Genomic DNA, 12,338 nt, shown 5'->3' on the forward strand with positions numbered 1-12,338 from the left:
ATGACAGCCATTTCGTCGAAGAAGGAGGGCCAGGTGCCCTCCGATGCCGCCGGGCAGACGATCAGGGTGTGGGACCCGGTCGTCAGGCTGTTCCACTGGATCATCGTCGCAGCCTGCACGCTCAACCTCTTCATTCTCGAAGAGGGCAAATACTGGCACCGCATCACGGGTTATGTCGTCGCTACGGCAATCGTCATTCGCATCCTCTGGGGGTTCGTCGGTACAAAACATGCTCGCTTTTCCGATTTCCTGCCGACGCCGCGCAGGGTGATGGAGCAGATCTTTGATATGATCGACGGCAGTGAAAGACGTTATCTTGGTCACAATCCGCTGGCATCGGTCATGATGCTGCTGCTGATGGCATTGCTGGCGGCAACGGTGCTGACCGGCTGGATGACGACGCTCGATGCCTTCTGGGGCGAGAAATGGCTGGAGAAACTGCACGGCACGATCGCAAACGGCATCATGGTGCTTGCCTTCGTCCACGCGGGTGCAGCCATCATCGAAAGCTGGAGGCACAGGGAGAATCTCGTCTGGTCGATGGTCACGGGTCGAAAGAGGGCATGAGGATACTGCTGATCGAGGACAGTTCCCGGCTTCGCGAACTGCTTTGCGAAGCCATCCACGACTCCGGCTGGAAGATCGATGCCTTCGCCCTGGCACAGGAGGGGCGGCTTGCATTGCAGGAAGCGGACTATGACTTGCTGCTTCTCGACCTCGGCCTGCCTGATGAGGACGGGATCGCATTTCTGAAATCGCTCCGGGCCGCGAGGGTCCAGATGCCGGTCCTGGTGCTGACGGCGCGGGGCGCGGTCGACGAGCGCATCGCCGGGCTCGATGCCGGCGCGGATGATTACCTCGTAAAACCCTTTCACAATGGGGAATTGATCGCCCGCATCCGCGCGCTGACGCGCCGCGCGCCGTCAACCGTCATGCCGGTGCTGGAATTCGCCGCCCTTCAATATGACCTCGCCACGCGCCAGGTGATCTGCGCTGGCGACGAGATTGCGCTCGCGCCTTCCGAAAAGGGCCTTCTGGAACTGCTGATGCGCAATGGCGGGCAAGTGGTGCCCAAACCCAAGATAGAACATGCCTTCTCGGAATTCGGCGATGAGCGCAGCAGCAATGCCGTCGAACTTGCCGTTTCCCGGCTGCGCAGAAAGCTCGAAGGGCATCCGACACAGGTGCTGATCGAGACCGTCAGGGGTGTCGGATACATGATGCGGGAGGTGCGTGCATGAGGCTCTCATCGCCGACACTGGGCGCGATCCTGACCCGGCGTATCGCCTTCTTTGCGGTGCTGGCCATGGTGCTGCAGCTCGCCGTGGTTTTTTCCGATTACTATTGGAATGTCGGGGAGCTCTCGCGGCTCTTCGTGGAGCAGGAAACCGAACGGCTCGCCTCCGGCATTGCGGTGGAGGACGGCACCATCCGCTACCGGCTTCCCGATTCTGTCGAGGGGCGTTACGGGCAGGCGCAGACAGGCTATGTGGCCCGCATCCGCGAGGCCGGCGGCGGGTTCGTCTTCCAGTCCTGCGACGCTGCCTGCGAGAGCCGCTTCCTGCCGCCTGATGTCAACCCGCCGGATTTCTGGCTGCGGTCGCTCGAGCCTGGCAAACCGCTGACGCTGGTGGGCGGGCGGGCCTTCATGGTGGGGGAGCGGCGCTTCGTCGTCGATGTCGCGACGATGGGCGATCCGCAGGATGTGGTGTCGGACGTCCTGTGGAACGAGGTGATCGAGCATATGATCGTGCCGATGAGCATTCTGCTGGTGCTCGTGCTCGGCGCCACCCTGCTTTCCGTGCGGCAGGCGCTGAAGCCGGTGCGGATTGCGGCCGACGCGGCCGAACGGATCGACCCGATGGATTCGCGCTCGCATCTGCAATTCCAGGAGATGCCGCGCGAAGTCGCCCATCTTGCCGAGGCCGTCAATCGGGCCTTCGAGCGTGTCGGCGAGCTGATGAAATCCCAGAAGATACTGACATCGGGCATCGCGCACGAAGTGCGCACGCCGCTTGCGGCAATCAAGCTGGAGCTCGGCCATATCGACCATCCGCGGGCGCGCAAGGCTGAAGCGGATCTCGATGATCTCGTGCGTTTCGTCAGCCAGATCACCGCGCTCGCACGGCTCGATACATTCGATCACGGCATGTTCGAGGAGGTCGATCTTGTCGAGCTTTCGTCCAGCGTGGTGGAACAGCTGGCGCCCTGGGTCTACGAAAACAATCACTCGCTGGAATTCTCCGCGCAGGTCGATGCCGCCATCGTGCAGGGTGTGCCGGCTCTGCTGAAGGACGCCGTTCGCAACCTGATCGACAATGCCGTCCGCCACACGCCTGCCCATACCGGCATCGTCGTGCGGGTCAGCAATGATCTGATCCGTGTCGAGGATCGGCATCCGGTAGACCTGAGGCAGGGCGCCGATGTCGCCGCACGCGCCGACGGGATGGGCATCGGGCTGGATATCGTGGCGCGCATCGCTGCGATACACAGGGGTTCGCTTCGCTGCTCGGCCGGCAGGCAGGGTCATGTCTTCGACCTGGAGATCGGCACATAGCCGCGTCTGCGCGTCGCGCTTCTTTCCTCATCATCCGTTCATCGGAGAGTTCCATGATCAAATGCGTCGTTATTTCCGGCTGCTCGGGCGGCGGGAAGTCCACATTGCTCGAAGAGCTCTCCCGGCGCGGTTACGCGACCGTCGAGGAGCCGGGACGCCGCATCGTGAGGGAGGAACTGGCCGGGCAGGGTGCTGCCTTGCCCTGGGTCGACCCGGCGGCCTTTGCCCGGCGGGCGATCGCGATGGCGCTCGAGGATCGGAAGCTCGCTCAAGTCCAGCCCGGATGGACGTTTTTCGATCGCGGCCTGATCGACGCCGCTTCTGCCCTTCAGGCCACGACCGGGAAGGCGATGCTGGAGACGCTGCGGGATCAACACCCTTATCACCACACGGTGTTTCTGACGCCGCCCTGGCCGGAAACCTATGTCCACGACCCCGAGCGGCGGCATGGTTTCGAAGAGGCGGTTGCCGAATATGACCGGTTGACCACGGCCTATCCCGAAATGGGCTACGACGTCGTCATCCTGCCGAAGATCGATGTCGCCGCGCGAGCGGATTTTCTGTTGAGCCGGCTGCCGGAACTGTGATTTTTTCAGGAACCAAGTTCGACGCGGCTCGTTTCCTATTCGACGCGGCAGCCTTGTCCCCCACTCGAAGGCTCATCGTTCCCAGCGATCGCTGCGTTCACTCCTGCAAATGAAAACCCTCGGTTCCACTCCCGGACCGAGGGTTCTATTATTCCACCGCCATCAGGCTCCGGAATTATCTGCCTTCCGATGAGGCTCTGAGATAGCCGATCACGGCGCGTCTGACGCGCAGCGCCAGCCCGTCCCGGTCTTTTTCCCCATGCTCGCCGGCGGCATCGATCATGCCCTTGATGATTGCCACGACATCGCGTGCCGCAATATCGATATTGGGCTGCGGCGGCATGTCCGGGCGCGCCAGCGTATTGCGGGTGAGTTCCAGGAAGCGGTGCTTGATCCGATCGGTTTGCGCATCGAGCGGCAGGCGGGCCTCCTCGTAATCGAGCAGGCGGGCAAGGGCAGGGCGTTCAAGCTGCTGGCGGACGCAGGGGTCGATCAGGGCGGAGAGCGCCGCTTCCCCCGTCGGCTCGCCGGCAGCGCTTTCTGCCTCTCCAATCAGTGACATGGTCTGCCGCAGGATCAGCGCGCCGATCAGCGCATCCTTGCGCGGGAAATACTGGTAGAGCGAGCCGATGCTGACGCCGGCCTTTTCCGCCACCGCATTGGTGGAAAAACCTTCGTGGCCGCGCTCCTCCAGAATGCGAGCCGCGGCCTCGACGATCACGCTGACCGTCGCAAGCGAGCGGGCCTGTCTGGGTGCTTTTCTGGGCGAGGATCGGCTCTTGTAGGGGCTTTCGGACATTGCTGGAACGGGCCTTGAAATGCGAGTAGCGGGAAGGCGAGTTATCGCTCACATTAGATCCGTCAGATCAAGCGCACAAGCGGTCGCTCAGCAAAGGGATTTGGAGATTGGAATGCATCACCGACACCGGTGACGCGCATATCCCTTGCTGTGCCTGCGATCGACCCCGCCGGAAAAGAACGGAGAATTGTCCATGTCAAACGAGATCAAGACCGCCATCGTCACTGGCGCATCCAGGGGCATCGGCGCGTCGATTGCCAGACGGCTCGCAGCCGATGGTTTCCAGACCGTCGTCAATTATGCGGCAGGCGCCGCGCAGGCAGAGGAAGTGGTTGCCGCCATCACCGCAGCCGGCGGCCGGGCGCTGGCGCTTGGCGCAGATGTCTCCAGCCCGCAGGCAGTTGCCGAGCTCTTCGAACACACAGAGGGGAAATACGGAACCGTCGACGTGCTCGTCAACAATGCCGGCGTCACCACCTTTGGCCCGCTTTCAGAGGTGAGCGATGAAGACTACCAGCGCCTGGTCGCCGTCAACCTGACCGGTACCTTCAACGGCATGCGCGAAGGCGCAAGACGCCTGCGCGAGGGCGGCCGCATCATCAATCTGTCGACCAGCATCATCGGCCATTATTCGCCGGGCAATGCCGTCTACACCGCGACCAAGGCGGCGGTGGAAGCGATGACGCATATCCTCGCAAAGGAGCTCGGCCCCCGCCGCATCACGGTCAATGCCGTGGCGCCCGGCCCGGTCGCGACCGAACTGCTGCTCTCGGGCCGATCCCCGGAGCTGATCCAGCGCCTGACGAATGAAATCCCGCTCGGCCGGCTCGGGCAGCCCGAGGATATTGCGCAGATCGTGTCGTTTCTGGCGAGTAGCGAGAGCGGCTGGGTCAATGGGCAGGTGATCAGGGCGAATGGCGGGCGGAATTGATAGGCGCTAGGCCTTTCCGGAGCGCGCGATCTCCGCGCGCATCCAGCTCGAATCGCCCCAGGTCGACAGCCAGATCATCAGATCGGTGAGCGCGCCAATGACGGGCAGTAGCAGCTTGTGGGCGAGCCCGCGCCCTGTCTGCTTTTCCTCGGCCTCGCGCAGATGCGCGAGTTCCTCGTCCTGGATCGAAGCGATGAGCCCATGAAGCTCAGGATCTCGGTTCTTCACGAAGGCCAGTTGATCTTCGAGATGGCGATGAACGGTACTTTCCACCGCCTCGGTGCAGATCCAGACCATGTTGCGCCCACCAAGGGCCGTGAGAAATCCCAGGACGAAACCACCGAGGCTCCAGAAGGCCATCACACGGCAAGGCCTGGCGCTCCTTGGCGGCATGGCCTCGCGAAACAGGCGGCAATGCCTGATCTCGTCTTCCCGCATGTCCTGAAGCGCCGGGACGATATCCGGAAACAGCCGGCGCGCCATCCAGATCTGTGCCCCATAGATGCGGATGGCGCCGAACTCGCCGGCATGATTGACCTTGAGAATACGCCTGACGGTGATCGCCGGATCGCGCTTGCTGACGATATCAGGCAGATTGTCCATGATCCATGCGCGCCCCAGCTTCGGTGTCAGTAGTAGGCAATACGACCACCGCGATCGTCAATGGCTGGGCACAGCCTATGAGGCGTATTGTCGACCAGGCCCCCGTTTAATGACCTCGCAAGAGGGTCTGACGGACCGGGCGGCATTCCCTCCCGAAGCTTGACACGAAAAACGGCGGCGCGCATAAAAATCATATGGGGTTGCGATCACCCCACGAGGCGACATGCCGAAGAATCGCGTCCATGAAACCGAACACCGGAGGACGCGTCATGCCATCATTTCTCGAAATATCTTCAGACAAACTCACCCGTATCGTCGGCACACCCAATGCGCCTGTCATCGTCGACGTGCGCGTCGAGGAGGATTTCGCCCGCGATCCGCGGCTTGTGCCGGGTTCGATCCGGAAATCTCACACCGATGTCAGCGAATGGGCGGCAGGCTTTGCCGCGCCGGTGATTGTCGTCTGCCAGGCGGGCGGCAAGCTCAGCCATGGGGTCGCCGCCCATATCAGGCATGCCGGAGGCACCGCGGAAGTGCTGGAAGGCGGCTTCGAGGCCTGGATCAGGGCCGGCGGCTCGGCCGTGCCCGTCGACAGGCTGCCGCCGCGCGACCGGGAAGGGCGGACCGTATGGGTCACGCGTGCGCGTCCGAAGATCGACCGCATTGCCTGTCCCTGGCTCATCCGGCGCTTCGTCGATCCTTCGGCGGTCTTTCTCTTCGTGCCGACATCGGACGTCGCCCTGGTTGCCGATCGCTTCGGCGCCGTGCCGTTCGATATCGAGGAAGTCTTCTGGAGCCATCGCGGCGAGCTCTGCACCTTCGATGTGATGATCGAGGAATTCGGCCTTGCCTCAGAGCCGATGTTGAGGCTCGCGAGGATCGTTCGCGGCGCCGATACCGCGCGGCCGGACCTTGCCCCTGAAGTGGCCGGGCTGCTCGCCGCTTCGCTCGGCCTGTCGCGCATGTTCGTCGACGATCTCAAGCAGCTCGATGCCGGCATGCTGCTCTATGATGCCTTCTACCGCTGGTGCCGCGACGCCACGGATGAAACGCACAACTGGCCTTCCGCGAAAAAGGGAGGCTGACATGAGCAGTGCCGTTACCCATGCGACGCCCGATACCGAGGCGTCGCCGAACCCGCATGGCGTCACGTTCAGCGAGGCCTTTAGCGTCTGGCTGCGGGTTGCAGCCCTCAGCTTCGGCGGACCGGCCGGGCAGATCGCCGTGATGCACCGCATCGTCGTCGATGAGAAGAGGTGGATCGGCGAGCAGCGTTTCCTGCATGCCTTGAATTACTGCATGCTGCTTCCGGGACCTGAGGCGCAGCAGCTTGCCATCTATATCGGCTGGCTGATGCACCGGACCGCCGGTGGTCTGGTCGCGGGCATCCTGTTCGTGCTTCCGGGCTTCCTCTCCATTCTGGCGCTCAGCTATCTCTACGTGAGCCTCGGCAGTGTCGATGCCGTCGAGGGCCTGTTCTTCGGCCTGAAGGCGGCGGTGCTTGCCGTCGTCATTCAGGCAGTCGTCAGGGTCGGCGGCCGCGCGCTTAAGAACAGGGCAATGATCGGGATCGCGGCAGCCGCTTTCCTGGCGATCTTCGTGTTCCATGTGCCTTTTCCCGTCATCATCCTCGCCGCTGCCATCGTCGGCTTCCTGGGATCGAAGTCGGGTTCCCGACTTTTCCAGGGTGCCGGCGGGCACAAGGCAGCCGGCGGCGCGGCTCTGTCCGATTCCGATGCCCTGCTCGGAGAGGAGATACCTCTGCATGCGCGACCGAACCTTCTGTGGTCGCTGAGGATCTCGTCGGCGCTCCTGGCACTCTGGTTGCTGCCGATACTGCTGCTCTATCTCTTTCTCGGACCCGACGACATCTTCACGCAGATCGGCGTGTTCTTCAGCAAGATGGCGATGGTGACTTTCGGCGGCGCCTATGCCGTGCTCGCTTACGTGGCTCAGGAAGCCGTCCAGCACTACGGATGGCTGAAGCCCAACGAGATGCTGGATGGTCTGGGCATGGCGGAAACGACGCCAGGTCCGCTGATCATGGTCCTCCAGTTCGTCGGTTTCATGGGCGCCTATCGCGATCCCGGCAGCCTCGGTCCGATGACGGCAGCCACGCTCGCCGCCATCCTGACGACGTGGGTGACCTTCGTTCCCTGTTTCCTCTGGATCTTCCTCGGCGCTCCCTTCATCGAGAAGCTGCGCGGCAACGCAGCCCTGGCCGGTGCGATGTCGGCCATCACCGCGGCCGTGGTCGGCGTCATCCTCAATCTCGCGATCTGGTTCGGCCTGCATTTCCTCTTCCGGAGCGCCGAAGTCCACAGCCTCGGACCCTTCTCGATCGAGCTGCCCGTCTGGGCATCGCTGTCGCTGCCATCGCTGCTGTTGAGCCTTGCGGCAGCGATCGCGATCTTCCGGTTCAGGCTGGCGGTCATTCCGGTGCTGCTTGGCTGCGCCGTCGCCGGGATGCTCTGGCCGACTTGAAGCATCGACGGTGCGCCGAAATCCGCATCATCGGAAAAACCGATGGCGTCATCGGTTTCTTCCGTTTTTCTTGCCGCCCGGTGCGCGGCATCTGCTCTTCCAGCCAAGAAGGAGACGCAGATGACTGATATCAATTTGGAAGGCGCCGGGATCATCATCGTGGGCGGCAGTTCCGGCATGGGGCTGGCGCTGGCGCGACGGCTGCTGGCCGAAGGGGCGCGGGTGACGATTGCCGGGCGCAGTGCGGCGAGGCTTGAAGCGGCGCGGCAGACGCTCGGCGACCCTGCTGATCTGAACACGGCGGCCCTTGATCTCACCCGTGAAGAGGAGATCGCGGCCTTCTTCCGTGATTGCGGGCCGGTCGACCATATCGTCAGCACGGCGGCGGATATCGAGGGAGCCTATCAGTTGCTGCCGGATCTGCAGCTTGGGGCGGCGCAGCGGGTCGTCGAGAGCAAGTTCTACGGGCCGCTGCTGCTTGCAAAATACGGCGCGCCATGCCTGCCGCCGTCGGGCTCGATCACCTTCACGTCGGGGGTTGCCGCCTATCGGCCGGCGGCGCGCGGTTCCGTCGTTGCGGCCGTCAATGCGGCGCTGGAGGGACTGGTGCGGGCGCTCGCGGTCGAGCTTGCGCCCCTGCGCGTCAACGCGGTGTCACCGGGCTGGGTGGATACGCCGATCTGGAATTTCGTTGCCGGCGATGCCAAGCAGGCAACGCTGGAGGCTATGGCGCAGCGGCTGCCGGCGGGTCGCGTCGGTCGGCCTGATGATATTGCCGACGCGATCCGCTTCCTCATCGGCAACGGCTTTGCCACAGGCACTATCCTGCATGTCGAAGGCGGGCATCGGCTGGTCTGACCGGCCGCAGGTCCTCGCTTGCCATGGCAATCAATGAAGAAAGCGCCGGCGGCTGCACCCGCCGGCGCCGCCACAGCATGATCAGCGACGCAGCAGGTGTATCACCTGGCCAGGGCAGTTCCACGACATCGCCGCGCTCTGCGGCCGGAGTGACGGCCAGACGCGGGACAAGACCGTAACCGATGCCGGATGCGACGAGGCGGATGATCGTCTGGACGCTGTCCGCTTGGGTGACGATATCAGGTGCGGCAATATCTGCCTCGGCAAAGGCAGTATCGAAGAGGCGGCGATAGACGCAGCCGGTTTCGGTGGCGATGAAGGGCAGGCGGCTCAGGTCAGCGAGGTTTCCGGGCGGCATCGCCCGGGTATTGCGGCCTGCTATCAGGGCGAGCGGCTCGCGCGAGACGAGGCGCGTCTGGAACCGTCCATCCTGCTCTCCGCGGTCGAAGGTGAAGGCGATGTCGATCGAGCCATCTTCCAGCCGCCGCTGCAATTCACCGCTGCCGCCGATCTTCAGCGTCAGGCCGATATCGGGATGCGTCCCGCGAAAACGCGACAGGAAGGCGGCGAGCTTTTCCGCTGCGATGGTTTCGAGCGTACCGATCGCCAGGGCCTGTTTCTCAAGACCGGCAGCTGCGCGGATTGCGGTCTTTGCTTCGTCGTTCAGGGCAAGGATTTCTTCGGCATAGGATTTCAGCACGTCACCGGCCGGTGTCAGGGTCACGCCCTGCCGGGAACGCTCGAAAAGCGGGACGCCCAATTCCTCTTCGAGCGCCTGCATCTGGTCGCTGAGGCTCGACTGGGCGAGATTGGCCTCGCTTGCGGCACGGGTGATATTGCCGTGCTTTGCGACGGCAAGGAAGGTCTTCAGTTGGCGTGGGTTCATCGCGGGCTCCGTGCGCTCCGTGGCAAGGATGGGCACTCCTATATCAGGCGGCCTTGCTCCGAGGGAGTCTCCGGTTGGCTGGAATCCTTGCGTCGAGCCTCGCAATATTGACGGCAGACGCATGCTTGGCCAAACTTAAAACCGTCTTCGCAAGCGACGGGAGCCTTGCCGATGCCATCTGAGACATCCGTGATCGACTGGCTGCTTGCCTCCGACCCAGCCATCCGCTGGCAGGTGCTGCGCGATCTTCTGGACGCGCCTGAACCCGTCTGGTCCGCCGAACGGCAGAAGGTCGAGCGCGAGGGATGGGGCGCCAAGCTATTGTCCTTTCAGGATGCAGATGGGCAATGGGCGGGCGGTTCCTTCCTGCCCAGCGATTTCACGCGCGAGGAATGGCAGGCAACCGGCCAGCCCTGGACGGCGACGAATTTCTCGCTGACACAGCTTCGCGAATTCGGCCTCGACCCGCGCTCCGAAAGCGCACGGAGAACTGTCGCACTCATCGGCGCCAATTGCCGCTGGGACGAGGGCGGACAGCCTTTCTGGGAAGGAGAGGTGGAGGAATGCATCAATGGCCGCACCGTTGGCGACGGTGCCTATTTCGGCGTCGATATCTCGCCGATCGTGAAAAGATTGCTCGGTGAGCAACAGTCGGATGGCGGCTGGAACTGTGAGCGGGCGAATGGCTCGATGCGTTCCTCCTTCCACACGACGATCAATGTGCTGGAAGGACTTCTGGAATATGAGCGGGCGACCGGCGGCACCGAGCAATCGCGCGAGGCAAGACGGTCAGGCGAGGATTATCTTCTGGCGCGGCACCTGATGCGGCGGCTCAGTACCGGTGAGCCGGTCGACGAAAAATTCATGCAGTTCCTGCATCCGAACCGCTGGCGCTTCGATGTGCTGCGGGCGCTCGACTACTTTCGCGCCTCAAGCCTGCAGACCGGGGCTGCTCCCGATATGCGGCTGAAAGAAGCAATTGAATACCTCCGGCTGCGGCGACTGGAAGATGGTCGCTGGCCGCTCGACTGGCGCGTGTCCGGCAGGGCCTGGTTCGTCATGGATGATGGCGAGGGAGAGCCTTCCCGCTGGGTAACGCTCAGGGCGCTCAGGGTGCTGAAATGGTGGGACGGCCGACAGGCTGAACATGCCGCTGCGTGAGTCTGCCGCGACAGCTGGCATTATCCCGATAGATCAGTGATTTATGCCGGCGTGCTGAAGGCCGAAAGTCTGGCATCGAACTCTTCCATCGTATCGAGAAACCAGCAGGTCGTGCCGCGATTGGCTTCAAGAACGAAGCTCTGCAGCGCGTTGCTCGCGGCAAGCTCTGCATCGATCCTGCCGATGATGGCGACACGAACCCGGTAATTGGCGAATTTCTGGATCGCAGAACCTGCAATGCCCGAGCGGAGCGTCAGGAAACCCTCCGGCAGTCGCGGTACCGGCAGCACGACCCAATCGACGGCTTCGCCGAGTACGTGGCCGATCAGATCATTGATGCCGCTTTCGGCCGATAACGGCTTGCCATCGGGATTGCGCAGGAGCACGCGAAAGCCGTGCAGGAGCTTGATATCGTCGCTCACGGAATGTCTCCCTTCTGGTCAGCGGAGCGCCTTCAGATAAGCGTCCAGGCTGTTCAACAGTTCCGCCGTATCCGACGGCGTACCGATCAGAATGAATTTCTGCAGTTGCCGTTCCGCGTCATAGACGGCGTTGAACTGCAGGGCGTGCGGACGGCGATGCCGCGAGATCAGCATGGCCTGCATCAGCACGGTCAGGCGGCTCGACATGTCGGCGGAGAGATCGGGCACTTCGACGATGCTGGTGACATAGACCTCCGCCTGCAGGGCCGGGGCGCTGTTGCTGACACCGGCGAAGGCTTCGAGGTCGGAGCGCAGAATGCGGTAGGATTTGCCGATGCGCGTGGCGCGCAGGCGCTCTTCGCGGATGAGCCGCAGCACGGTCTTCGGGTGCAGTTTCAGCCGCTCGGCCGCCTGTTCAGCGGTGTAGAACTCTTCCGACATGGTCCGTATTATTCTCTATCTTGGTTATCTTTTGCAATAATACGAAATATTTGGAATTAATCCAGATCGATATTCGCCTTGATACGGATCAATGCGGAATGCCGAGCAGCAAACCATGCTTCAGCCAGCAAACTGAACGGAGCGAGCCATGGACGGGGCGATCAGGAAGACGATCCAGGCGATCCTGGATGGGCAACGGATCATGAGCGTTGCGACGCTCCGGCCAGACGGCTGGCCGCAGACGACGACGGTGGGCTACGTCAATGACGGGATGACGCTCTATTTTCTCTGCAGCCCGGACAGCCAGAAAGCCGCCAATCTGGCGCGGGACAACAGGATGTCGCTGACGATCAACCCGGATGCAGGCCAGCTGATGCAGATCACCGGCCTGTCGATGGCGGCCTTTGCCGAGAAGGTGGAAGACCCTGACGAGGCCGACAGGGTGCTCCACATGATGCCGGCGAAATATCCCGTCCAGCAGGATCTGGCGGTCGCCATGCCGACGCGGGATCAGATCTGTATCTTCCGCGTCGTGCCGAAGATGATCTCGGTGCTCGATTATTCCAAAGGGTTCGGGCACGCGGATCTCGTCACGCTCTGATGCAGCGT

General features: G+C 62.8%; 15 protein-coding genes. 10 read left to right on the forward strand and 5 right to left on the reverse strand.

All coding sequences use genetic code 11. The annotated features are described in order from the left end of the window. From FHX06_RS07555 to FHX06_RS07570, 4 genes are read left to right on the forward strand one after another with little or no spacing between them, the layout of a single operon-like run. Positions 1-567, forward strand: a complete 567-nt coding sequence (locus FHX06_RS07555; protein WP_183878769.1) for a cytochrome b/b6 domain-containing protein — start codon at positions 1-3, stop codon at positions 565-567. Further along, on the forward strand, positions 564-1,241 hold the full coding sequence (locus tag FHX06_RS07560; protein WP_183878771.1) for a response regulator transcription factor: 678 nt from the start codon (positions 564-566) through the stop codon (positions 1,239-1,241). Before FHX06_RS07555 ends, FHX06_RS07560 begins: the two co-directional genes overlap by 4 nt. Next, complete coding sequence (locus FHX06_RS07565) at positions 1,238-2,557, forward strand: ATP-binding protein (RefSeq protein ID WP_183878774.1); 1,320 nt, start codon at positions 1,238-1,240, stop codon at positions 2,555-2,557. Before FHX06_RS07560 ends, FHX06_RS07565 begins: the two co-directional genes overlap by 4 nt. Positions 2,558-2,610: 53 nt before the next feature. Further along, on the forward strand, positions 2,611-3,144 hold the full coding sequence (locus FHX06_RS07570; RefSeq protein ID WP_183878776.1) for an AAA family ATPase: 534 nt from the start codon (positions 2,611-2,613) through the stop codon (positions 3,142-3,144). A gap of 175 nt (positions 3,145-3,319) precedes the next feature. Here the strand turns inward: FHX06_RS07570 and FHX06_RS07575 are convergent, their stop codons facing one another. Beyond that, positions 3,320-3,943 (reverse strand): TetR/AcrR family transcriptional regulator, encoded by a 624-nt coding sequence (locus FHX06_RS07575; protein ID WP_183878778.1) that lies wholly within the window; start codon positions 3,941-3,943, stop codon positions 3,320-3,322. A gap of 193 nt (positions 3,944-4,136) precedes the next feature. On the opposite strand from FHX06_RS07575, the gene FHX06_RS07580 reads away from it, so the two are divergent. Beyond that, positions 4,137-4,874 carry a glucose 1-dehydrogenase gene (locus FHX06_RS07580; protein WP_183878780.1) on the forward strand — a complete coding sequence of 246 codons (738 nt, stop codon included), beginning with the start codon at positions 4,137-4,139 and terminating at the stop codon, positions 4,872-4,874. A gap of 6 nt (positions 4,875-4,880) precedes the next feature. On the opposite strand, the gene FHX06_RS07585 is transcribed toward FHX06_RS07580, so the two are convergent. Further along, positions 4,881-5,477: a demethoxyubiquinone hydroxylase family protein gene (locus FHX06_RS07585; RefSeq protein WP_113209252.1), complete on the reverse strand. Its 597-nt coding sequence runs from the start codon at positions 5,475-5,477 to the stop codon at positions 4,881-4,883. Positions 5,478-5,746: 269 nt separating this feature from the next. Here FHX06_RS07585 and FHX06_RS07590 point away from each other — a divergent pair, with 269 nt between their 5' ends. From FHX06_RS07590 to FHX06_RS07600, 3 genes are all read left to right on the forward strand, one after another. Continuing rightward, positions 5,747-6,562 (forward strand): chromate resistance protein ChrB domain-containing protein, encoded by an 816-nt coding sequence (locus FHX06_RS07590; RefSeq protein ID WP_112968331.1) that lies wholly within the window; start codon positions 5,747-5,749, stop codon positions 6,560-6,562. A gap of 1 nt (position 6,563) precedes the next feature. Next, the gene (gene chrA, locus FHX06_RS07595; protein ID WP_183878782.1) at positions 6,564-7,961 is read left to right on the forward strand and encodes a chromate efflux transporter; all 1,398 of its coding nucleotides are present in this window, start codon (positions 6,564-6,566) and stop codon (positions 7,959-7,961) included. 120 nt (positions 7,962-8,081) lie between these two features. Then, entirely contained in the window at positions 8,082-8,819 is a 738-nt protein-coding gene (locus FHX06_RS07600; RefSeq protein WP_183878784.1) for an SDR family oxidoreductase, read from the forward strand. Here the strand turns inward: FHX06_RS07600 and FHX06_RS07605 are convergent. After that, positions 8,782-9,705, reverse strand: a complete 924-nt coding sequence (locus FHX06_RS07605) for a LysR family transcriptional regulator (protein WP_183878786.1) — start codon at positions 9,703-9,705, stop codon at positions 8,782-8,784. The genes FHX06_RS07600 and FHX06_RS07605 overlap by 38 nt on opposite strands. A 171-nt stretch (positions 9,706-9,876) precedes the next feature. Between FHX06_RS07605 and FHX06_RS07610 the strand changes: the two genes are divergently transcribed. Beyond that, positions 9,877-10,866 carry a squalene cyclase gene (locus FHX06_RS07610; protein WP_183878787.1) on the forward strand — a complete coding sequence of 330 codons (990 nt, stop codon included), beginning with the start codon at positions 9,877-9,879 and terminating at the stop codon, positions 10,864-10,866. Between the two features lie 41 nt (positions 10,867-10,907). On the opposite strand, the gene FHX06_RS07615 is transcribed toward FHX06_RS07610, so the two are convergent. Both FHX06_RS07615 and FHX06_RS07620 read right to left on the reverse strand, forming a co-directional pair. Beyond that, the gene (locus tag FHX06_RS07615; protein WP_183878789.1) at positions 10,908-11,288 is read right to left on the reverse strand and encodes a DUF4180 domain-containing protein; all 381 of its coding nucleotides are present in this window, start codon (positions 11,286-11,288) and stop codon (positions 10,908-10,910) included. Positions 11,289-11,306: 18 nt separating this feature from the next. Next, the gene (locus FHX06_RS07620) at positions 11,307-11,729 is read right to left on the reverse strand and encodes a helix-turn-helix domain-containing protein (protein ID WP_112547540.1); all 423 of its coding nucleotides are present in this window, start codon (positions 11,727-11,729) and stop codon (positions 11,307-11,309) included. Between the two features lie 148 nt (positions 11,730-11,877). On the opposite strand from FHX06_RS07620, the gene FHX06_RS07625 reads away from it, so the two are divergent. Continuing rightward, positions 11,878-12,330: a pyridoxamine 5'-phosphate oxidase family protein gene (locus tag FHX06_RS07625; protein WP_183878791.1), complete on the forward strand. Its 453-nt coding sequence runs from the start codon at positions 11,878-11,880 to the stop codon at positions 12,328-12,330. Positions 12,331-12,338: the final 8 nt, after the last annotated feature.

The sequence above is a fragment of the Rhizobium sp. BK512 genome (assembly GCF_014194915.1).
Taxonomy (GTDB): domain Bacteria; phylum Pseudomonadota; class Alphaproteobacteria; order Rhizobiales; family Rhizobiaceae; genus Rhizobium.